A 21,671-nucleotide genomic window follows, 5' to 3' on the forward strand; every position below is an offset into this window, starting at 1 on the left:
GCGGCATGGGTAGGTCTCCGTCTTTGTTCGTGGTCAACCTCCCGGACGACGCGCGGGCCCACAAGGATCTCCAGTGGGCGCGCAAGCATTCGGTGCTCGGTTTCACCAGCCGCTTTCGGGATCAGCCCGAGGTGGGTGACATCCTCATGCTGTGCACCGGTGTGAAGACGGGCAAACGGAAGGCTGTCGGCCACGTTCTCTTGGCCGTCGTTGTCAGCGCGCCGTTCCACCCCGATAAGGAAATTCCGCCAGTCAACCTGTCATGGCCGTCTGAGGTGGAGGAGCGCAAGCGCAAGTACATCCGCCGGGTTCCTGTGTCCTTCTTCGCGGAGCAACAGGACAATGATGCAGCCAAGCTCGCGCCGCTTTTCGACGCTTTGCGCCGCTCCGGCAAAAACGGCACCCCGCGCAAAGTCGAGGCGTCACCGGAGGATCTTGACACCATTGCACGAAACTTCTGGTTTGGCAGCTGGGCGGAGTTGGAGCGCGCTACGTCCTTCCCGTTTCGCGCGATCGACACGCTGGTGGCCCGCGCAGAGGACTCAGCCCGGGCACATTTCGAATCGGAGGGATGGGACGTCATTCACGTCGGCCACCCGCACAACTTCCTGTGCCGAAGGGGCGGGGAGGAAAAGCGCGTCACGGTCAAAGTGTCCGACACCGCTTCGATCCGTCTCGACCCTTCAGAGCTGGCCAGCGCGCGCCAGCAGACCACCGATCTCGTCGTTGTCAGCTCCGACGACGACTTGCGCATCCTGCCGGACTGGCACCCGCTGGATGCAGACCTGACCGCTTCCGAATTTGAATACCGACTTCCTGAAGGATGACAGAACTTACCCGCTGGGTCCTCCATATCGACATGGACGCGTTCTACGCGTCGTGCGAGCAACTGACCCGCCCCACACTCAAGGGCCGCCCTGTCCTCGTCGCTGGCGTGACAGGTAGGGGAGTTGTCGCCGGAGCGAGCTATGAAGCCCGGAAATTCGGGGCGCGCTCTGCCATGCCCACATACCGCGCCACTCGGCTCGTCGGTCCGCAGGCAGTCCTGGTCACCCCGCGTAGAAAGGTCTACACCACCGCGTCGCGGCGCGTGTTCGAGATCATCGCCCGCCATGTCGACGTGGTGGAACAGCTCTCGATTGATGAGGCATTCATGGAGCCGCACGAGCTCCAAAGCGCGACCGCCGACGAGGTCCGCGACTGGGCGAACACCCTGCGCGACCAGATCCGTGAGGAGACGGGTCTGCCCAGTTCCATCGGTGCCGGCAGCGGCAAGCAGTACGCCAAGATCGGCTCCGGGTTGGCCAAGCCCGATGGCACCTACATCATTCCGAAAGCTCAGCAAACGGACATTCTCCATCCCCTGCCCGTCAAGGAACTGTGGGGTGTTGGGCCGGTGACAGGGGCGAAACTCACAGGCGCTGGAATCGAGACCATCGGCGACTTTGCGGCGATGACAGAGAGGGAAGTGGATATTGCGTTGGGGGGAGTCGTCGGCAAGCAATTGTGGATGCTCGCACGCGGCATCGACGAACGTGAGGTCAAACCCCGCGCCGAGTCGAAGCAAATTTCCGCCGAGCACACATACCCGCAGGATCTGACCACGACAGCAGATGTCGAGGCTGCCATCAGGCGCGCGGCATCCGAGGCGCACCGCCGGTTGCTTATCGACGGCCGCGGCGCCCGCACCGCCACCGTCAAACTGAAAATGGCCGACTTTCGTATTGAGTCCCGCTCAACAACATTGCCGTACGCGACCGATGACCTCGAGACCCTCATCGCCGCCGCGTTCCGGATTGCCCGGTACCCAGATGAGGTCGGCCCGGTCCGCTTGGTGGGGGTGGGGTTCTCGGGCCTCGAAGACGTCATGCAGGACACCCTGTTTCCGGAGTTGGACCAGGCCATCACCCCGCACCGCGTCATTCCGGAGGAAACGGGCGTGAGCGATCTGGCGGACGAACCTCTGCCGACGTTCTCGCACACCGAGCAGTCCGGGTGGACCGCTACCCAAGACGTGTTCCACCCCGAGCACGGTCATGGGTGGATCCAAGGAGCTGGCCATGGGTTTGTCACAGTCCGGTTTGAAACCCGGGCAACGGGTCCGGGGAAGGTGTGTAACTTCCGTGCTGACGCCCCTGACCTCGTCCCGGCCGACCCAGTCGATTCGCTGGCCTGGGACGACTGGCTTGAGAAACAGGACGACTAGGCTCAGCCGAACACGGTCTTAGGGTCGAGTCCTGCCCGCAGCGCTACTGCCAGGGCCATCCGGGCTTGTCCTGCCCGCAGCGGCCCGGATGGGATCGCGCCGAACGCACCCAGGGTGCTGCCGCCGCCGGGGCCGCCGTAGGTGAACTCGACGGTGCCGAAGGGCACAGACGTGGTGACCACTACCGGCACTGTCTGCAGGGCGGCCTCGATCGCTGTTCCCATTGCGTCGGAGACGTTGCCGGCGCCGAGTGCCTCCACCACGATCCCGTTCGCGCCGGAGCGCACCGCAAAGTCGATGAGCTCACCGCCCGCGCCGGGCCACGCGCGAATGATCGGGATGTGCACGCCCGCAAGTGCCACTGGTGCAACCGGTTCGGGCCGCGACGATGGGTTGGCGGAGAACGGCGACATCTCCGCGGTGTCGCGCTTGAACAGCCCCCGCGCCGGCAGCACATCGCCCACGCACACGAGGACCCCGCCAGCGCTGTTGTCAGGATCGTGTGCGAGTTCGATCGCCCGCCTCAGGTTGCACGCCCCGTCTTCGGTGCCCATCGCGCCCGTCACCACGACCGGCTTGGCCGAAGTGTGGAACAGGTCCAGCACGAGCGCTGTGTCTGCCAGGGAATCTGTGCCGTGAGTGACCACTACGCCGGTAACGGAGTCGTCGTCAAGCTGGGCGTGAACCTCCGCGACGAGATTGTCCACATCCGCCAACGTCATGGAGGAGGAGTCAACAGACTGCACGTCCACAGGGCGGCAGGGCACCCCGGGCGCGGCCCGCTCGATAAGGTCTGCAGCGGTCAGTTGCGGTACCAAGGCGCCGGTGTCGTCCGGGACGCAGGCGATCGTCCCGCCGGTGGCAATCACAGCAATTGTGCTCATATCTCAAGGTTGCCACAGGCGTGCCAATTTGAGCTGGCATGCACAAGCGGTAACGTTGACCCAGTTAAGGGAACAGAAGGAGAGATAGTGAAAGCACGCAAACTTATCGCCGTCACCGCCGCGTTCGGTGCAGCGTTGAGCCTGGCCGCCTGCTCCGACGAGGAGAACGGCGCAGAAGAAACTGCCGTGGCCACCGAAACCAACGTGGCCACCGAGCAGGCCGCTCCTGCCGAGATGCCCAATGCTGCGCAGCTCAACGAGATCCTGGCCCGCGCCACCGACCCGAACCTTCCGATGGAGGAGCGCACCCGCACCGTCCAGGGCGGCGAGAACGCTGTCGAGCTGTTCGACGTCATGACGAAGGCCAAGCAGGAGTCCGGTGCCGACTTCCAGGTCGTCGAGCCGATTCTACCCGGCTACACCCCGAACGAAGTTCTCGCAGCCGTGAACTTCACCCAGCCGGAGCAAGGCCCCTCCGTCGCAGAGAACGTGTCCTTCGTCTATGAGAACGGGGCCTGGAAGCTGTCCCAGTCGTGGGCGTGCATTCTGATCCGCAACACCGTGGCCCCGGAACAGGTCCCGCAGATGTGCGAGGCAACTCCGGAAGGTGAGGGCGTTGCTCCGGCACCTGCGCCCGAGGGTGCGCCTGCACCTGCTCCGGAGGGTGCGCCTGCACCTGCTCCGGAGGGTGCGCCGGCACCCGCACCAGGCGGCGCACCGGCACCGGCACCGGCTCCTGAAGGTGCTCCGGCACCGGCCCTCTAAGCTTCCGGGTTTTCTTCGCGCCACACCTCTTCCGTCCACAGCGTGGACAGGGTGAGGATCGTGGCGCGATTGTCTTTCTGCTCAATGCGCCGCCGCCAGTTGCGGCGGACCCACCGGTCGTGGGAGGTCATGATGACTGTGCCCTCGAAATCCAGCAATGCCTCTTCGAGTTCCTCGGCGAGGACGAGGGAGAGGTGGTTGGTCGGCTCGTCGAGAAGCAGTAGATCCGGCGGGTTGGACAGGATCAGGCCCAGCGAAACACGGCGGCGTTGACCCAGGGACAGGTCGTCGAGGGGCTGTGCGGCCTGGTCTTCCGTCATCAGTCCCATCTCGACGATGTTCGGCAGAATGTCGGCGGGGGTGCGCGACAGATCAGTCCAGTCGTCGTCCTGCTCCAGGCGTGCGACGGTGATCTCCTCCGGCATGATGATTTCGCCGTTGTAGTCGGTGAGTTCGCCGTCGATGATTTTCAGCAGCGTCGACTTGCCCGACCCGTTCGGGCCTTCGACAAGTAGCTGCTGGCCCGGCTGAACTTTGATGCTCAGCGGAGCGAGCCGGTCCGGGACGGAGAGGTTCTTCGTCACTACGGCAGGGACTCCCAGCGATGTCGCGGTGTGCTCCGGCAGGCCCTGGAAGCGCAGCCGCTTCGGCGGTGCCGGGATTTGGTAGCGCTCGAGTTTCTCCAGCCGCGCTTCGGCTGCTTTTCGTCGGTTGCCCACCGTTTTCGCAGCCTTGTCAGCGTAGTACTTCGCGGCTTTGCGGGTTTCCGTCTTAGCTTCATGCGAGTGGAACACGTCGTCCTCGGTTTGGTGGGCGGCCTTTTCCAGCCGCTCACGCTCGTGTTCCTGAGCTGCGTAGTCGGTGGCCCAGCGGGCGCGGCGCTTCTCGCGGGCCTCGAGGTAATCGGAGAAGGAGCCGGAGAATTTCGCTCCCTGCTTTGTCTCTTCACCCATACCGCCTTCAGGGCCGAGCCCAGGGTCGAGATCGACCAAGCTGTCACAGGCGGTGTCCAGGAAGTAGCGGTCGTGGGAAGCAGCCAGCACAGGCCCTTTGAATGAGGTGAGCTCGTCGACGAGGAAGTCCACTGCTTCGTCATCGAAGTGGTTCGTTGGCTCGTCGAGAACCATGGCGTCCACCGGGCGCAGCAGCAATGTGGCCAGCGCGAAGCGGCGTCGCTGCCCGCCGGACATCTCGCCGAGCGGAGTCGCCAGATCTACCCCTGCCAGACCTAAACCGGCCAGCACGGTGGCAATGCGCGCATCCAGTTCCCACACGCCGGAATTCTCCGCCCGTGTCAGAGCCACATCGAAGCGTTCCGCCAGTCCGGCATCAGCGGGGTTGTCCGCCATTTGCTCCGACAAGGCTCCGATCTCGCGCTCGACGCCGCGGAGTTCGTCCACGGCGGCGTCGATAAGCTCCGACGCGGGGGACGTGAACGGCAGTGAAGTCTCTTGGGCGATGAACCCCGTCACAGGCGGCGTGATGATCGTGCCTGCGGTCGGCTTGTTATCGCCGGCGATAAGGGAGAGCAACGTCGACTTGCCGGAGCCGTTCTCGCCGATCAGCCCCGTGACAGAACCGGGCGGCACGGCAAAGGAGATATCGGTGAGTACGCGGTGGCCGTCGGGGTAGGAAAAGGAGACTCCGTCAAGTCCGATGTGCAGCGGGGCAGGCATGTTATTTCCCGTAGGTCGTTGCGGTGGTCACGTCCTGGACCACTTTGAAATCGGGGTTGGGGCCGTTGTAGACGGTGCGGGTCGTCGCGGCGTTCTGGCCCTGCGTGGGCAGCGGTTTGGTGAGGTCCACTGTGATGGTCGCGTCGGACGTGGTCGACCACTCGTCAGCCGTCAACGTGCCGCCGGCCTGGGTGTCGTCGATGGTGAGCTCTGTCTCCGTCGGCTCGTCTTCGATGTCGAGGGACAGGACAACGGTGTCACCATCGAGGGAGTCCACGGTGTAGCGCGTTGTGCGCAGCATGCGGGCACCACCGATCGTGCGCGTCTGCACAGTCCACGTCGCCCCCTCGCCGACGGGCTCAATGGGAAACACCGGTTGGGCGGCAAGAACCTGGAGCAGAGCACTCTCAACAATCGCGCGCCCTTCGTCGGAGCTGCCCTCCGGTGGAAGCAGCTTGATGTCCTGGATATTGCCGTGGACGTCGTGCTGCCACCGCATGCGGAAGTCCTCCGCAGTCAGGGAGTCCGTGCCGGCATCCAAGTTCGAATGCTTCGGCTCACCGACCCTCGCCTCGGAGGCATCGTCCGCGATGTAGATAGTCAACGGCAGCGTGACCTTGTCCACGTCACCGCCGGCCGGGGCCTCGGGGTCGACGCTGTCGGTGGCTACTGCGCCTTGAGCGACGCCGTAGGAGACCTCAACGGTCGTGGTTTGCTCCCCGCCTGAATACACCAGCTGACGCTTCTCACCGTCGCCCTGGTCTTCCAGAGTCACGGTGGCGGTGTCGACCTCGAAGGCTGGGACATCGTCCATCGGGTCGGTTTTCGCGCATGCGCTCAGCCCGAGCGATGCGGCAAGCAGCAGGGAAAGGAACCGATATCTCACACATTGAACCTACCGCACTGCCAAGCGACTACAGTAAGGCGACGATGACCACAGAAAGCCGAGCTACCCGCACCCGCCCTTATGTTCCGCTCATCGTGAGCGTCATGGCCGCGGTCGGTGTGATCGATCAAATCCTCAAACAGACCATGGTCACGGTGCTCACCCCGGGTGAGCCGGTGTATCTGATCGGCGACTGGTTCCGTCTTTACCTGCTGTTCAACCCCGGCGCGGCCTTTTCGATGGGCCAGAACTCCACGTGGATCTTCACCACGATCCAGCTCGTCTTCGTTGTCGGCGCGCTCCTTGTGGCCCCGCGGATCCGCGATAAGTGGGAGGCACTGGGCATCGCGCTCATCGCCGGCGGCGCGCTGGGCAACCTCATCGACCGCCTGTTCCGCGATCCGGGATTCTGGTTCGGGCACGTGGTGGACTACATCTCCATCGGCAGCTTCGCGGTGTTCAACGTCGCGGACATCGCCATCAATGTCGGAGTGGCGGTCTTCGTGCTCTCCTTGTTCCTGGGGGACAACAATGAAGATAAGGATGAGGACAAAGACGGGGGCAGCAATGAGTAGGTACCGTTCGCTCGTTGTTCCAGAGGGGCTCGACAGCATGCGCGTCGACGCTGCCGTGGCCAAAGCATTCGGTCTGTCGCGCACTGTCGCGGCTGAGCTCATTGAAGCGGGCGAGGTGCTTATCGACGGCTCCCGAGTGACCAAATCCGACCGCGTCTCCACCGGGCATAGCCTCGAGGTGACCTTGCCGGAGCCGAAGCAGGCGCCGATGCCGAAGGAGGAGATCGTTGAAGGTCTGACGGTGCTGTACGACGATGATGACGTCATTGTCGTGGACAAGCCCGTCGGCGTCGCCGCGCACCCGACGCTGGGTTGGGACGGCCCCACGGTGGTGGGCGGGCTGCAAGCCATGGGCTACCAATTGCCCGATGCAGGCCCGCCGGAGCGCAAGGGCATTGTGCAGCGGCTCGACGTGGGTACCTCGGGTGTCATGGTCGTGGCCAACTCGATCCCGGGATACTCGGTGCTCAAGCGCGCGTTCAAAGAGCGCACGGTGGAGAAGACTTATCACGCCGTCGTGCAGGGTTTGCCCGATCCGATCGTGGGAACGATCGACGCGCCGATTGGCCGGCACCCGTCGTCGGGGTGGAAGTTCGCCGTCACCGCAGACGGGCGTCACTCAGTCACCCATTACGAGGTTCTCGAGGCGTTCCGGGAAGCAAGCCTGCTGGAAGTCCACTTGGAAACGGGACGCACGCACCAGATCCGCGTCCACATGTCCTCGGTGGGCCACCCCTGCGTGGGGGACCCGATGTACGGCTCCGACCCGAACTTGGGCAAGCGGCTGGGGCTGATCCGGCAGTGGTTGCACGCCACTGCACTCGGTTTCGTCCACCCCGGCACCGGAGCGTGGATGGAAGTGGAGTCACCCTATCCACCCGACCTTCAGCACGCAGTGGACGTGCTGCGGGCATGAGAAAGTTCCCCACTGCACTGACCGCCGTCATCGGGGTGCTCGCTGTCTCGGTGGTTCTCATCACCGGGATCTGGCTGTTGGGAACCCGTACCGGATTTGAACCGGCGCCCCAAGGCGACCAGCTCGGTCCAGACGCGGGGGAGAGTGCGCAGGAATATGCGCAGCGAGCGTCGATAAGCATGCGCAGCGCTCCGGGCGACGAACCTGCCTTCGCCCTGGTCACGTTCTCACCGGCGTTGAGCGCGGAAGAGGCCGCGGATGTCTTGGAGCCCATTGGTCGAGTGAACGCGATTCTGCCGCCCGAGTCGCATCCGCTGCCTGTCGGGGAGGGCGACCGCGCCCACAATTTCACCGTGGCAACCGCGGAAGAACTCGCCGGAGTAGTCGTGTGGGACACCGGCGATGCGTTACGCCGACTCTCCGACAATGAGCGGGTGCGGTCCGTCGAGGCGCTTCCTCCCGATGCCGTGTGGGGGGCCTTCGCTATTCGCCCCGTCGATACTGTCGGAGGTGAATTATAAGGATGACGGTGTAATGTCAAGAAGAGCTTGAAGCCCAAGCGACCCTGTTTGATCGATGATCAGGAGATGACATTGTCTTCTTTCCGCACTGCCCGTAAAACTGGAGTGTCCCTGGCTGTTGCCTCGACCCTATTTTTTGTCTCGGCCTGCGGCATGGGCGGCGGGGGAGATGCCGCCTCCGGTGACCTCGGCTCCGGCGACTACCAGGTCGTCGCGAAGGAAGGTGTGGTCAACAGCATTGTCGTCGACGGTTCCGTCGCGCCGATCAAGCAGGCCGGCATCTCCTCCGCTATGGCAGCACCCGTTGAGAAAATTCACGTGCAGCTGGGCGACAAGGTGAAAAAGGGCCAGCTCCTGGTCACCATGGACACCTCTGCCGGCCCGCAGCTGCAAAGTCAGGGTGCTGGGGCGGAAGCGCTTGAAATGGATGCTGCGGGCAGCCTGCACGAGACCCTCTTGGATGCCGGCAGTGCCATCGAGGACTGCCTGAAACCGTTGCTGCCGGGCCACCCGAAACCCGGCCAAGCGTGCGCCCCGCCTCCACCGCCGCAGGGACAGCCGGCACAGCCGAGCAACTCTGGCCCGAGCAGGGAAGAGGTCGAGCGTGCATTGGGCGAAGCCCACGCGCAAGGCCGCGAGCAGGGGCAGCGCGAAGCACAGCAGGCCATCGAGCAGCAGATGATGGACGCGCAGGGTGCTCCGGGTGCCCCAGGTGCCCCAGGCGCCCCGGGCGTTCCTGACCCAGGAATGGGTGATCCGGCAGCTGATCCGGCCACGCAAGAAATGCTCATGCAGCAGCAGGCTCAGGCGCAGGCCGAAGAAAGCATCCAGGAATACGAGACGCCAGATCCGGAAATCTACGCCCCCATGGACGGCGTGGTGACCAAGATCGAGGCGGAGGAGGGATCGCCGGCCGCGGGTGGCCTGATGACCGTGTCCGATACCTCGCGCTTCCTCGTCCGCGCCAACGTGCGCGAGTCCGATGTGGCCAATGTGCGCGAAGGAAACCGCGTCACCTTCACCACCCCGGTGACGGATGACAAGGAGTTTGAGGGCCGCGTGCGCCGCGTCGCCCCTATGGCTGACGGTGATCCCGCTGGAGCTGGCGCTGAAGCCGCTGCGCGTGCGATGCAGGGCCAGGGCGGCGACAAGAAGGACACCGGTGTCACCTTCCCGGTGGAGATCGAAGTCACCGGCGATACCAAAGACCTGCGCTTGGGAGCGTCCGCGCGGGTGGAGATCATCACCGACGAAAGCCCGGATGGATTGAGCATCCCACGCGACGCTGTGTTCGACGGCAACAAGGTGCTCGTGCTCGCCCGCGAGAACGAGGACGCCACCACGGGCAAGATCGAAGAGCGCACTGTGGAGACCGGTGTGAAGAACGACACCGACATCGCCGTCACCGGAGGCGACCTCAAAGAGGGCGACACGGTCATCGCCTGGCCGGACGATTATCGCGATCGCATCGGTGAAGAAGTGACCATCGCCGATGACACATCCGCTGACAAGTCCGGTGACAAACCCGCCGATAAGTCCGCGCAGGAGTAACCACCGTGACGGAAACTCCCGCAGCTGACCAGCCGCAGCTGGTCAAGATTGATCCTGACCAGCTCATTTTCATGCGCGGCATCATCAAGAAGTACAACGAGGGCAAAGACACCGAGCTCACGGTGCTTCACGGCATCGACTTCGACACCAAACAGGGTGAGTTCGTCTCCATTGTGGGCCCGTCCGGTTGCGGTAAATCGACCCTGATGAACCTCATCGGCATGCTGGATAAGCCCACCCACGGCGGTTACGCCTTCAACGGTGAAGATGTCTTCCAGAAAAACGACACGGAACTGGCGACGTACCGCTCCCAAAACATCGGCTTCATCTTCCAGAACTTCAACTTGGTCGGCCGCATCAATGCGCTGCAAAATGTTGCCATGCCGATGATGTACGCGGGCGTCGGCAAGCGTGAGCGCGAAGAACGCGCCGCAGAGCTGCTCGAGATTGTCGGCATGGGTGACCGCCTCACGCATGAACCGAATGAGCTTTCCGGTGGTCAGAAGCAGCGCGTGGCCATTGCGCGCAGTCTGGCGAACGACCCGGATCTGCTGCTTGCGGACGAACCGACGGGTGCCCTGGACTCCCAAACCGGACGCATGGTCATGGATCTTTTCCATCGTCTCAATCAGGACTACGGCAAAGCCATCGTCTTCATTACCCACAACCCGGACCTAGCCGAAGAGACGCAGCGGGTTGTGGAAATGAAGGACGGCCACGTTGTGGATGTGCGCGCAGGAGGTGCCCATGGAGCTGCGTGAATCAATCAACCTGGCCACAAGCAGCCTGCGCACGAATAAACTGCGCTCCATTTTGACCCTGCTGGGCATCATCATCGGCATCATGGCCGTGATCATCATCATGACGCTCGGCCGCGGCCTGCAGAACCAGGTGATGAGCGGTCTGGAAGACATTGGCGCGTCCCGGCACGTGGTGATGATCGCCCAAACTCCAGACGAAGAAGAAGCGATGCCGGAAGACGAGTTCTCCGGCGGCATGGACATGCCGGTCGATGATGAGTCCGACATGGTTTCTATCGACGAGCTCGGCCAGCTCCGGGACCACTTCGGTGAGCGGGTCATCGGAACGGATATCTCCGAGATGGTCCCCGCGGAGACGAAATACGGCGAAAAGACAGCATCTGCCGATATCAATCCGGTGCTTGCGGATTCCTTGGGCGTTCGCGCCATCAACGTTGAATTCGGTCGGGGAGTGACGCAGCAGGACATTGATACCGAGCGTCCCGTCGCGGTGATTTCGCAGGAGCTTGTCGACGCATTCTTTGACGGCGACGCAGCCGCCGCCCTCGGTGAGCGCATCGATATCGAAGGCGATTCCACCGGGGTGTTCACCGTGATCGGTGTCGCCGAAGCCGAGGAAGAAAGTGCCGATAGCTTTGGTCAGATGCAGGCCTATGGTCAGATCTATATCCCGTTGAGCTCACTCGAGCGGGTCGCCGAACCCATTGACAGCGTCAACATGTTCATCGTGCAGACCACCGGTGATGAGGACCCGGCTGAGTTCCGCAACGAGCTGCAAAGCTACATGGACCGCCAGTACGCGCACAATGACAACGCCGAGGCGCAAGTCATCGACATGGAGTCGTCCCTCGAGGGATTCACAGCCATCTTTGGCGCCATTAGCACGGTGATCGCGTCCATCGGTGGTATTTCTCTGCTCGTCGGCGGCATCGGCGTGATGAACGTCATGCTCATCACCGTCACCGAACGCACCCGGGAAATCGGTGTGCGTAAGGCGCTCGGCGCGACCCGCCGCGACATCCGCACCCAGTTCATCGTTGAGGCAGTGATGGTGTGTCTGCTCGGTGGAATCATTGGCGTGCTACTCGGCGGCCTCATCGGCGTGTTGTCGAGTGGCTTGCTCGGCTTCATTGAAGGTGACTCTTACGGCCCGGTGGCATTCCCACCGATCGGGGCAGTGGTGTTCTCGCTGTTGTTCTCGATGGGTATCGGCGTCTTCTTCGGTTTCTACCCGGCAAACAAGGCTGCCAAGATGCAACCGATCGACGCTTTGCGCTACGAGTAGACTCTCCTCATGGCCAAAAAATCCTCCTTTGTCCACCTGCACAACCACACCGAGTTCTCCATGCTCGACGGCATGGCCAAGGTGGATCTGCTGGCGGAGGAGGTCTCCCGCCAGGGCATGCCCGCAGTCGGCATGACCGACCACGGCAACATGTTCGGGTCGAATGCGTTCTACCGCCGGATGACAGACGCGGGCATCAAGCCCATCATTGGTATCGAGGCCTACATGGCACCCGAGTCGCGCTTCAATAAGAAGCGCGTGCTGTGGGGCACCCCGGACCAGAAGGGCGATGACGTTTCCGCCTCCGGTGCGTACCTGCACCAGACCATGTTGGCGGAGAACGCGACAGGGTTGCGCAATCTGTTCCGCTTGAGCTCGCTGGCATCTTACGAAGGTCAGCTAGGTAAGTGGCCGCGTATGGATGCGGAGCTCATCGCCGAGCATGCCGACGGCATTATCGCCACGACGGGGTGCCCGTCCGGTGACGTGCAAACGCGCCTGCGATTGGGCCAGTATGACCAGGCGCTCGAGGCCGCCGCGATGTGGCAGGACATCTACGGCAAGGACAACTACTTCCTCGAGCTCATGGACCACGGGCTGACCATTGAACGCCGCGTCCGTGAGGATTTGCTGCGCATCGGTGAGGCTCTGGACCTGCCGCCGTTGGTCACCAACGACTGCCACTACGTGCTGGAATCCCAGGCGCCCGCCCACGAGGCGATGCTGTGTGTGCAGACCGGTAAGACGCTGCTGGACCCGGACCGGTTCAAGTTCGACGGCACCGGCTACTACATCAAGTCCGCCGAGCAGATGCGCAACGACTGGGACGACATGGTGCCCGACGGCTGCGACAACACTCTCTGGGTCGCCGAGCGCGTCGGTGACTACGGCGAGTTGTGGGAGGAGCACCCGCACGACCGCATGCCGATCGCCACCGTGCCGGAGGGGGAGACCCCGACGACGTGGCTGCGCAAGGAAGTGCACCGCGGCCTGGATGAGCGGTTCGAGGGCAAGGAGGTGCCGGAGGATTACCGCACCCGCGCCGACTACGAGATCGACGTCATCGACATGAAGGGCTACCCGTCGTACTTCCTGATCGTCGCTGAGCTGATCAAGCACGCACGTTCCATCGGTATCCGCGTCGGTCCGGGCCGTGGTTCCGCAGCAGGTTCCCTGGTCGCGTACGCGCTGACCATCACCAATATCGATCCGATGGAGCACGGCCTGCTCTTCGAGCGTTTCTTGAACCCTGAGCGTCCGTCCGCACCCGATATCGATATTGACTTCGACGACCGCCGCCGCGGCGAGATGCTCACCTATGCCGCAGAGAACTGGGGCGAGGACAAGATCGCCCAGGTGATCACCTTCGGCACCGTGAAGACGAAGCAGGCGATCAAGGACTCCGCCAAGGTCAACTTCGGCCAGGAAGGTTTCCAGAAGGCCGACCGGATCAACGCTGCACTCCCACCGGCGATCATGGCGAAGGACATCCCGCTGTCCGGTATCACCGACCCGGAGCACGACCGCTACTCCGAGGCCACCGAGGTCCGTTCGATGATTGAGACTGACCCGGATGTGGCGAAGATTTATGAGACGGCACGGGGTCTGGAAGGCGTCGTCAGGCAAGCAGGCGTGCACGCGTGTGCCGTGATTATGGCGTCGGTGCCGCTCATGGACCACATCCCGATGTGGAAGAGGCCTGCCGACGGCGCACTGATCACCGGCTGGGACTACCCAGCGTGTGAGGCCATCGGCCTGCTGAAGATGGATTTCCTGGGGCTGCGTAACCTCACGGTGATCGGTGACGCCATCGAGAACATTGAGAAGAACCGCGGCGAGACGATCGATCTCGAGGCATTGGACACGGACAATGAGGCGGTCTACAAGCTGCTGTCCCGTGGTGACACACTCGGTGTGTTTCAGCTCGACGGCGGCGGCATGCAGGAGCTGCTCAAGCGCATGAAGCCGACCGGCTTCAACGATATTGTCGCCTCGTTGGCGCTCTACCGTCCCGGCCCGATGGGTGTGAACGCGCACTGGGATTACGCGGACCGCAAGAACGGCCGAAAGCCGATCACTCCGATCCACCCGGAGCTGGAGGAGCCGCTCAAGGAGATCCTCGACGAGACGTACGGGCTGATCGTTTACCAAGAGCAGATCATGAACATCTCCCAGAAGGTGGCCAACTACACCGCCGGCCAAGCAGACGGCTTCCGTAAGGCGATGGGTAAGAAGAAGCCGGAAGTGCTCGCCCAGGAGTACGAGAAGTTCTCCCAAGGCATGTTCGACAACGGCTACTCCAAGGCGGCTGTCGACGCTTTGTGGGGCACGATCGAGCCGTTCGCGTCCTACGCGTTCAACAAGTCCCACGCCGCCGGATACGCGCTCGTGTCCTACTGGACGGCCTACCTCAAGGCGAACTACGCCGCGGAATACATGGCCGCTCTGCTGACGTCTGTCGGCGACAAGAAGGACAAGTCCGCCATCTACCTGGCGGACTGCAGGCACCTGGGCATCTCGGTGCTCCCGCCGGACATTAACGAGTCTGAAGAGACCTTCATGGCCGTGGACAAGGACATCCGCTACGGGCTTGCCGCGATCCGCAACGTCGGTACAGAGGTGGTGGAGTCCATCATGGAGTCCCGCCGCACCAAGGGCGCCTTCACCAACTTCTCCGATTACCTGGACAAGATCGATCTGCTGCCGTGCAACAAGCGCATTACCGAGTCGCTGATCAAGGCGGGCGCGTTCGACTCGCTCGGCCACCCGCGCAAGGGTCTGTTGCTGGTGTCTGACGACGCCGTCGACTCCGTGCTGACCACCAAGAAAGCGGCGGACAAGGGACAGTTCGACCTGTTTTCTGCCTTCGGAGGGGAGCAGGAGGCATCGAACGCGTTCTCCATTGAAGTGCCTGACGACGAATGGGAAAAGAAGCACAAACTCGCCCTCGAGCGCGAGATGCTTGGTCTGTACGTCTCGGGCCACCCGCTCGACGGTTTCGAGGAAGCCATTGACGTCCAGACCGACACTCCGCTGCCGAAGATCCTAGAAGGAGAGATGCGCCACGGTGATGAAGTCACCATCGGCGGCATTATTTCCGGCGTGGATCGGCGGTACTCGAAAAAGGACGGTTCCCCATGGGCCATCGTCACCCTCGAGGACCACCACGGTGCGCAGGTCGAAGTGCTACTGTTCAACAAGGTCTACGCGCTGGTGGCGCCGCAGATCGTCGAGGACAACATCATACTGGTCAAGGCGCACGTGTCCATCCGCGACGACCGCATGAGCCTATTCGGCGACGACGTGAAGGTACCGGAACTCGGACCCGGCAACGGTGCGGGTTTGCCGCTGCGCCTGACTCTGAAGACTGAGCAGTGCACGATGGACAACATCCGCAAACTCAAGCAGGTTCTGTCGAATAACCCGGGTGACTCGGACGTCTACTTGAACCTGGTCAACGGTGACCAGTCCCAATTGATGATCTTGGGGGACCACCTGCGGGTTGAAAGATCCGGCAGCCTCATGGGCGATTTGAAGGCCGCCATGGGTGCCGGAGTCCTGGGATAGAAAAAGCTGGCGAGCGCATCAGCTCGCCAGCTTTAGTGCTCTGGATAACTAGCTCATCTAACTATCCAGCATGTTTCTACTTCTTGAACAGAGCCTCGAACTGCGCCTTCGCAGCCGGGTTGATCTTGATGATCAGCGCGGCGAGCTGAGTGGCCACGGTAACCACGCCGGCAAGAGCAGCGACGATGGCAGAGATCGACTCGAAGTGGTTGGAATTCAAGTACGCCTCGAGGCGGTTCAGGCCGGAAGAACCCTCGGGGAAGCTGCCGCCGTTCTCCCATGGCCCCTCACTGGATGCGCCGTTCTTGTCCCAGGGGCCCTTGTTATCGCTCTTGTCTTCTTCCTTATCCTCGTCCTTGTCCTCAGACGGGGTGTCGTTGTCCTTGACACTTTCGACCTTCCCATCGTTAGCGTCATCAGCAAACGCAGGGGTGGTGGAACCGAAGATCATAGTGGCGGACAGTGCGGCGGCGATAAGGCCAGTGCGCTTCTTCACGGGGAAAGACTCCTTCAAAACGTTCACGGGTAACGTGCGTGCGACGTGCAGTAGTAGGTTTGGAAACCGCGACATAGTCTAGTCTCTTTTTCGGCAAAATCCAAGGGGTCTAAGATGATCTTCTATGACTTCCGCGCCTGATTTCACGCCCGTGCACGCCTCCGATATCCAGGGTGCGCAGGCTGGAATTTCCAGCGTCATCGCGCCCACCCCGTTGCAGTACTGCCCGCGTCTGTCGCAGCAGTACGGGGTGGAGGTGTATCTGAAGCGGGAAGACCTCCAGGACGTGCGGTCGTACAAGATCCGCGGCGCCTACTACAACATTTCCAACTTGAGCGATGAGGAGAAAGCGGCTGGGGTCGTCGCAGCGTCGGCAGGCAACCATGCGCAAGGGGTGGCGTACGCGTGCCGGGCGATGGGCATTGACGGCAAGATCTTCGTGCCCAAGCGGACCCCGAAGCAGAAACGCGACCGGATCATGGTCCACGGCGGGCACAGCGTGGAGCTTGTGCTCGTGGGCAACAACTTCGACGAAGCCGCGGAAGCAGCGCGCCGAGATGCGGAAGATCGCGGTGCCACCCTCGTGGAGCCTTTCAACGCGCGTGACACCGTCATCGGTCAGGGCACTGTGGCTGCGGAGGTGCTCACGCAGCTGACTGGTTTCGGCAAATCGCTCGACTCCATCTTCGTCCCCGTTGGCGGTGGGGGTCTGATCGGAGGAATCGCCGCCTACCTCGCCGACATGTCGCCGCGCACGGCCATCATCGGTACTGAGCCAGCAGGCGCTGCGTCCCTGGCAGCTGCGATGAACGCGGGCGGACCGGTCACGCTCGAGGCGATTGATCCGTTCGTCGATGGGGCCGCGGTCAAGCGCATCGGCGACGTCAACTACCGCATCATCGAGGAAAACCAGGGACGCATCCACATCGTCGACGTCGATGAAGGCGCTGTGTGCACGAACATGCTGGACCTGTACCAGAACGAAGGCATCATCGCGGAGCCTGCGGGCGCGCTGTCGGTCACCGCGCTCGATGAGGTCAAGCTCGCACCAGGCAGCACGGTCGTCTGCGTCATCTCCGGCGGCAACAACGACGTGCTGCGCTACGCCGAGATCATGGAGCGCTCCCTAGTCCACCGCGGGTTGAAGCACTACTTCCTGGTCAACTTCGCCCAGGAGCCGGGCCAGCTACGCCGTTTCCTCAACGATGTGCTGGGCCCGGACGACGACATTTCGCTGTTCGAATACCTGAAGAAGAACAACCGGGAGACCGGTGCCGCGCTCGTCGGCATCGAACTGGCTCGCGCGACGGATCTCGATCCGCTGCTTGCACGCATGGAGGATGCCTCCTTCGACTGTCAGCGCCTCATGCCGGGCACACCGGAGTACGAATTCATCGTCACCGGTTAGCGCGAGTCAGCGCGGGGCTAGCGTGCGATGATCGCGAACTCCCATGCGCCCAGCACGGTCTGCTGCTTATCGACGCGCGGCGAGCCGTACGAGTACACCAACTCACCACCCGCGGGCACTGTGACCTCCTCGTCGGAAAAGTTGACGGCGAGGAAGACGTCGTCGTACCCCATGGTCAACCACTTCTCGCCGTCTGCTCCGTGATCGACCTGGAGCTCGCGCAGGTCGTCTTTGGCCAGTCCGAGCCGGCGGCGCAGCGTGAGCAGATCCTTGTAGGTTTCGTACATCTTCACGTTGTCGCCGGCGAAGTTCCAGTCGAGTTTCGCCGACTCGAAGGTCTCGGGGTCGACCGGGTCGGGCACATGGTCGAAGTTCCAGCCGTAGCGGGCGAATTCGTGCGCGCGGCCTTCGCGGGTGAGCCGCTGCAAGTCCTCGTCAGTGTGGGAGACGAAGAAAGGGAACGGGGTTTGGGCGAAGAACTCCTCGCCCATGAAGATCATCGGCGTGAACGGGCTGAAGAAGATCACTGCCGCCTTCAACGCGTGCTGCGCCATCGTCAGGTTTTGCGACGGCCGGTCGCCCGCTGCGCGGTTGCCTACCTGGTCGTGCGTGGTGGTGTAGGTGATCAGCTTCCACGGTGCGATCTGCTCTAGGTTCAGTGCGCGCCCGTGCGTGCGTCCGCGGAAGTTGGACCAGTCTCTGCGGAAGCGGTAGCCGTGGCGGAGACTGTCGGCGAGGATTTCCACTGTTCCGAAGTCCTCGTAGTAAGCGATGTTTTCGCCGGTGATGACGGTGTGGAGGGCATGGTGGACGTCGTCAAGCCACTGCGCGTCCAGCCCGTACCCGCCGTGGGCGTAGTCGGCGATGATGCGCGGATCATTCAAGTCGCTCTCTGCGATGATGATCGGGTTCGGGCCGTTCTTCACCTCGATCTCGTCGGCGAGCATGTTGATCTCCTCCATGATGGAGTACGCTGCGCGGTCGTCGTAGGAGTGCACCGCGTCGAGTCGCAGCCCGTCGATGTGGAACTCGTCGAGCCACTGCCGGACAGAATCAAGCACGTAGGCGCGCACCTCGTCCGAGTTGGCCCCGGAGAGGTTGACCACATCGCCCCAGCCTGTCGAGCCAGCGGTGGTGTAGGGGCCGAACATGCCGTTGTAGTTGCCGTCGGGGCCAAAGTGGTTGTACACCACGTCGAGGAAGACGCCCACGCCACGGTGGTGGGCAGCATCGACAAGCCGTTTGAGGCCCTCCGGTCCGCCGTAGGACTCCTGGACTGCAAACCAGTCGACACCGTCATACCCCCAGTTGCGCTCGCCCCCGAACGGCTGGACAGGCATGAGTTCAATCGTGGTCACACCGAGTTCAACGAGGTAATCAAGCTTATCGACGATCGCATCGAACGTTCCCTCCGGCGTGAACGTGCCCACGTGAAGCTCGTAGATGACTTGGCCCTGCAACTCGTAGTTGACCCAGTGGTCGTCGGTCCACGGGAAGTCTGTACTGACGACTTCCGAGAGTCCGTGAATGCCGTCCGGCTGGCGCCGGGAGCGCGGATCGGGGAGGGGTTTGGACCAGTCGTTGCCGTCGAAAAGCGTGAAGCCGTAGCGCTGGCCAGGAACCTGCTCGACATCGCTGGTCCACCACCCGCGGCGACTGTCATCGCGGCGCATATCGTGCTCGGTGTCGTCGACGATGAGACGAACATCGTGCGCGTGCGGGGCCCAGACTTCAAACCTCATGTCTCCCACACTAAGTAATATCTGAAACTCATGCTGACGACATTCACCCTTCCTCCGCCAGGCGACCCGGTGGTCAATGAGATAGTGATCAAGAAATCTCGCTTCATCACCTGGATCGCCCGCGCTGAATCCGAGGAGGAAGCCCGCGACGTGATCGCGCGTGCCCGCGCCGAGTTCCCCGACGCGCGGCACCACTGCACCGCCTTCATCGCGGACCCGGAAGGACGCATCGAGCGTTCTTCCGACGACGGCGAACCGTCCGGCACAGCTGGCAAACCAATGCTCGACGCGCTGCGCGGGTCGGGGCTGCGCTGTGCGGTCGCTGTGGTCACCCGTTATTTCGGCGGCGTGAAGCTCGGCGCGGGAGGTCTCGTCCACGCGTACTCGGAATCGGTGTCGCAGGCGCTGGAGCTGGTGGAACCCGTCGAAAAGCGAAGGCGCGAACTCGCCCGCGTCGACTTGCCGCATGCTGACGCAGGCAGAGTGGAGGCGGACCTGCGTGCTGCAGGAGTGGACGTGGTCGATGTCGAATACGGCGCCCAGGCGGCCTACACCCTCGCTGTTGCGCCGGGTGGGGTGGAGGAGTTGAACGAGCTGTTGGCGGCTCTGACTCAGGGCACGAGCGAAGCACGCACGGTGGGGCAGACGTGGGTGGAGCGTGCGTTAGACTGAACCCCATGACGATCCAGCCCCGCCCGAATAACCCGATCGAAGCACGCAAGCAGGCCGTGCGCCGCTATTCCCGCAATGGCGCGTTGTGGGTCGGCGGAGGTGTTGTGGGCGGTGTCGCACTGGCACTTCTGACCCAAACGTGGTCGCTTATCGTGCTCGGTTTCGTAGTTGCCGTTGTCGGCGGAATGGTCAACTACAGCAAGGTTCAGAAGATCATCAACCACCGGGACCAGTACTAGTGCCAGACGGATCCGCCGTCCGCATCGACGTGTGGGTGTGGGCGGTGCGCATGTATAAAACCCGCACAGAGGCCGCGAACGCTGTGCGCGCCGGGCACGTGAAACTCAACGGCAATGCGGTCAAACCCTCAGCTCAAGTTGTGCCGGGGGACCGCGTCAAAGCTTGGAGGGATTACCGCGACCTGGATTACGAAGTCGTCGACACGCCCCGGAAACGCGTCGGCGCACCCATCGCGCGGCAGTGCTACATCGACCACTCTCCGCCGCCACCGCCGAAGGAGTACTTCTACTCCATGCCGAAGCGTGACCGCGGCGCTGGCCGGCCGACGAAGAAAGAACGCCGCGAGCTGGACAAACTGCGTGGCAGGAGCGGCTAAGCGTGGAGCGGGAAGCGCCGCCAAGGGGAGTTCGGGTCAGTCAACGCCTCCGTGAGAATGTGGTGAAACACCTGGAGTTCACCCTGCATGTCGTCCGCGTTGTCGCGGATGGTGTCAGCTGACCAAATCGCGCGGCCCCACCAGAAGCTCGCTGCGGCATCCGCCCAGGACATGAAGTGCTTCTGCAGCTCAGCGACGGCGCGGGCGGCGTAGCTGGAGTACTCTTCCGGGGTGATGATCCCGACGAGGGCGGCGGTCGCAGCGGTCATTTCCACACGCATGATGTCCCAGGCGCGGGTCGTTGCCGGGGCCGACGGTGCATTGACGTTCGCAAACGACGGGTGGGTGCGCACTGCGAGCCAGTGGTCGAAGTCTGTCCAGAGCTGCTTCGGATCCATCCAGTTGGAGATAGCCAGGTGCTCCAGGAAGATCTCCATTGTTCGGCGGCGCTCGGCGAAATCCTGCGAACGCCATTCCTGCGGTGCGAACTCGCCCGTGAGCATCTCGGCGGTGTGCAGCACCGCATCTGACGAGGCTGTGTGCACGTCGCCGGCGATGAGCCTCTCCGTCATCTGTCGAGTTTCTTCGGCGGAAGTGATACCCCACCACTGCTCGAGCATGCGCTTGTACTGCACGCGGTCCTTCTTCACGGGCAACGTGGGGGTGTCCACGGGCCGGTCATGCCCGACCCGGTACGGCAGCGCGAAGGAGGCTTCCAGCACTGTCTGACGGTCCGGCTGCGGGGTGCTCCATTCCCACAGGTCAACGGCAACATCCTCAGCCTTAGCGCGGGGGCGTTCAAACCGTGCAGCAGTGATGGCGGTCATCGGGGGATTCCTTCCTCAAACAGCGGACTCAAACCTCAGCTCACTCAGATTTCGCTACATAGATTCTAAGTCCATTTTCACGCAACGCACATGATAACCTGCCGTATGTGGTGAATGAGAACGAGTTTGCGCGTAAAGCTTTAGAGCGCTGCGGCGACACCCAAATCGCACCGGCCGTCGTGAACGACGTCATGCAGGTGCTCGGTCCTGGAGAGGAAATCCTGGAGGTTGCACTCACGAGTGCTCCCGGGTTCACGTCGGCGTGTGTGTGTGTGCACCTCCTCGCGGCTGTTCCTGGGCACTGCACCGGGCCAAGT

The 21,671-nt window shown here is 62.8% G+C and carries 20 protein-coding genes; 14 read left to right on the plus strand and 6 right to left on the minus strand.

Annotation, left to right across the window (positions count from 1 at the left end; genetic code table 11):
• Positions 1-5: 5 nt before the first annotated feature.
• Both KBX17_RS02175 and KBX17_RS02180 read left to right on the plus strand, forming a co-directional pair.
• Complete coding sequence (locus KBX17_RS02175) at positions 6-827, plus strand: hypothetical protein (RefSeq protein WP_256018333.1); 822 nt, start codon at positions 6-8, stop codon at positions 825-827.
• On the plus strand, positions 824-2,206 hold the full coding sequence (locus KBX17_RS02180; RefSeq protein WP_256018340.1) for a DNA polymerase IV: 1,383 nt from the start codon (positions 824-826) through the stop codon (positions 2,204-2,206). Before KBX17_RS02175 ends, KBX17_RS02180 begins: the two co-directional genes overlap by 4 nt.
• Positions 2,207-2,208: 2 nt before the next feature.
• Here the strand turns inward: KBX17_RS02180 and KBX17_RS02185 are convergent, their stop codons facing one another.
• On the minus strand, positions 2,209-3,090 hold the full coding sequence (locus KBX17_RS02185) for an asparaginase domain-containing protein (protein ID WP_256018341.1): 882 nt from the start codon (positions 3,088-3,090) through the stop codon (positions 2,209-2,211).
• Positions 3,091-3,177: 87 nt separating this feature from the next.
• Here KBX17_RS02185 and KBX17_RS02190 point away from each other — a divergent pair, with 87 nt between their 5' ends.
• Positions 3,178-3,855 carry a hypothetical protein gene (locus tag KBX17_RS02190; RefSeq protein ID WP_256018343.1) on the plus strand — a complete coding sequence of 226 codons (678 nt, stop codon included), beginning with the start codon at positions 3,178-3,180 and terminating at the stop codon, positions 3,853-3,855.
• On the opposite strand, the gene KBX17_RS02195 is transcribed toward KBX17_RS02190, so the two are convergent.
• Positions 3,852-5,531 carry an ABC-F family ATP-binding cassette domain-containing protein gene (locus KBX17_RS02195; RefSeq protein ID WP_256018344.1) on the minus strand — a complete coding sequence of 560 codons (1,680 nt, stop codon included), beginning with the start codon at positions 5,529-5,531 and terminating at the stop codon, positions 3,852-3,854. The two genes, KBX17_RS02190 and KBX17_RS02195, sit on opposite strands and share 4 nt — an antisense overlap.
• A 1-nt stretch (position 5,532) precedes the next feature.
• A complete protein-coding gene (locus KBX17_RS02200; protein ID WP_256018345.1) occupies positions 5,533-6,417 on the minus strand; it encodes a hypothetical protein in 885 nt (294 codons plus the stop codon).
• A gap of 44 nt (positions 6,418-6,461) precedes the next feature.
• Between KBX17_RS02200 and lspA the strand changes: the two genes are divergently transcribed.
• From lspA to dnaE, 7 genes are all read left to right on the plus strand, one after another.
• A complete protein-coding gene (gene lspA, locus KBX17_RS02205) occupies positions 6,462-6,992 on the plus strand; it encodes a signal peptidase II (protein WP_256018347.1) in 531 nt (176 codons plus the stop codon).
• A complete protein-coding gene (locus KBX17_RS02210; RefSeq protein ID WP_255997913.1) occupies positions 6,985-7,908 on the plus strand; it encodes an RluA family pseudouridine synthase in 924 nt (307 codons plus the stop codon). The genes lspA and KBX17_RS02210 overlap by 8 nt, the downstream gene beginning before the upstream one ends.
• Positions 7,905-8,429 carry a hypothetical protein gene (locus tag KBX17_RS02215; protein WP_256018348.1) on the plus strand — a complete coding sequence of 175 codons (525 nt, stop codon included), beginning with the start codon at positions 7,905-7,907 and terminating at the stop codon, positions 8,427-8,429. The genes KBX17_RS02210 and KBX17_RS02215 overlap by 4 nt, the downstream gene beginning before the upstream one ends.
• A 66-nt stretch (positions 8,430-8,495) precedes the next feature.
• On the plus strand, positions 8,496-9,980 hold the full coding sequence (locus KBX17_RS02220; protein ID WP_256018350.1) for an efflux RND transporter periplasmic adaptor subunit: 1,485 nt from the start codon (positions 8,496-8,498) through the stop codon (positions 9,978-9,980).
• A gap of 71 nt (positions 9,981-10,051) precedes the next feature.
• A complete protein-coding gene (locus KBX17_RS02225; protein ID WP_256018487.1) occupies positions 10,052-10,741 on the plus strand; it encodes an ABC transporter ATP-binding protein in 690 nt (229 codons plus the stop codon).
• Positions 10,728-12,026: an ABC transporter permease gene (locus tag KBX17_RS02230; protein ID WP_256018352.1), complete on the plus strand. Its 1,299-nt coding sequence runs from the start codon at positions 10,728-10,730 to the stop codon at positions 12,024-12,026. The genes KBX17_RS02225 and KBX17_RS02230 overlap by 14 nt, the downstream gene beginning before the upstream one ends.
• A gap of 9 nt (positions 12,027-12,035) precedes the next feature.
• The gene (gene dnaE, locus KBX17_RS02235) at positions 12,036-15,593 is read left to right on the plus strand and encodes a DNA polymerase III subunit alpha (RefSeq protein ID WP_256018353.1); all 3,558 of its coding nucleotides are present in this window, start codon (positions 12,036-12,038) and stop codon (positions 15,591-15,593) included.
• 76 nt (positions 15,594-15,669) lie between these two features.
• Here the strand turns inward: dnaE and KBX17_RS02240 are convergent, their stop codons facing one another.
• On the minus strand, positions 15,670-16,089 hold the full coding sequence (locus tag KBX17_RS02240) for a hypothetical protein (RefSeq protein WP_256018355.1): 420 nt from the start codon (positions 16,087-16,089) through the stop codon (positions 15,670-15,672).
• 124 nt (positions 16,090-16,213) lie between these two features.
• On the opposite strand from KBX17_RS02240, the gene ilvA reads away from it, so the two are divergent.
• Positions 16,214-17,497 (plus strand): threonine ammonia-lyase IlvA, encoded by a 1,284-nt coding sequence (ilvA, locus tag KBX17_RS02245; protein ID WP_256018356.1) that lies wholly within the window; start codon positions 16,214-16,216, stop codon positions 17,495-17,497.
• A gap of 17 nt (positions 17,498-17,514) precedes the next feature.
• On the opposite strand, the gene treZ is transcribed toward ilvA, so the two are convergent.
• On the minus strand, positions 17,515-19,239 hold the full coding sequence (gene treZ / locus KBX17_RS02250; RefSeq protein ID WP_256018358.1) for a malto-oligosyltrehalose trehalohydrolase: 1,725 nt from the start codon (positions 19,237-19,239) through the stop codon (positions 17,515-17,517).
• Positions 19,240-19,269: 30 nt separating this feature from the next.
• Here treZ and KBX17_RS02255 point away from each other — a divergent pair, with 30 nt between their 5' ends.
• Genes KBX17_RS02255 through KBX17_RS02265 form a run of 3 tightly spaced genes read left to right on the plus strand, consistent with a single transcriptional unit; the run spans position 19,270 to position 20,527 of the window.
• Positions 19,270-19,911, plus strand: coding sequence for a YigZ family protein (locus KBX17_RS02255; RefSeq protein ID WP_255994815.1), 642 nt, complete (start codon positions 19,270-19,272; stop codon positions 19,909-19,911).
• 5 nt (positions 19,912-19,916) lie between these two features.
• Complete coding sequence (locus KBX17_RS02260) at positions 19,917-20,150, plus strand: hypothetical protein (RefSeq protein WP_005289620.1); 234 nt, start codon at positions 19,917-19,919, stop codon at positions 20,148-20,150.
• Positions 20,150-20,527 (plus strand): RNA-binding S4 domain-containing protein, encoded by a 378-nt coding sequence (locus tag KBX17_RS02265; protein WP_255994816.1) that lies wholly within the window; start codon positions 20,150-20,152, stop codon positions 20,525-20,527. The genes KBX17_RS02260 and KBX17_RS02265 overlap by 1 nt, the downstream gene beginning before the upstream one ends.
• Here the strand turns inward: KBX17_RS02265 and KBX17_RS02270 are convergent.
• Positions 20,524-21,354: a DUF1266 domain-containing protein gene (locus tag KBX17_RS02270; RefSeq protein WP_256018360.1), complete on the minus strand. Its 831-nt coding sequence runs from the start codon at positions 21,352-21,354 to the stop codon at positions 20,524-20,526. The genes KBX17_RS02265 and KBX17_RS02270 overlap by 4 nt on opposite strands.
• Positions 21,355-21,671 lie beyond the last annotated feature (317 nt).

Origin of the sequence: Corynebacterium sp. CCUG 65737 (assembly GCF_024454115.1) — a bacterium.
Lineage (GTDB): Bacteria > Actinomycetota > Actinomycetes > Mycobacteriales > Mycobacteriaceae > Corynebacterium > Corynebacterium genitalium.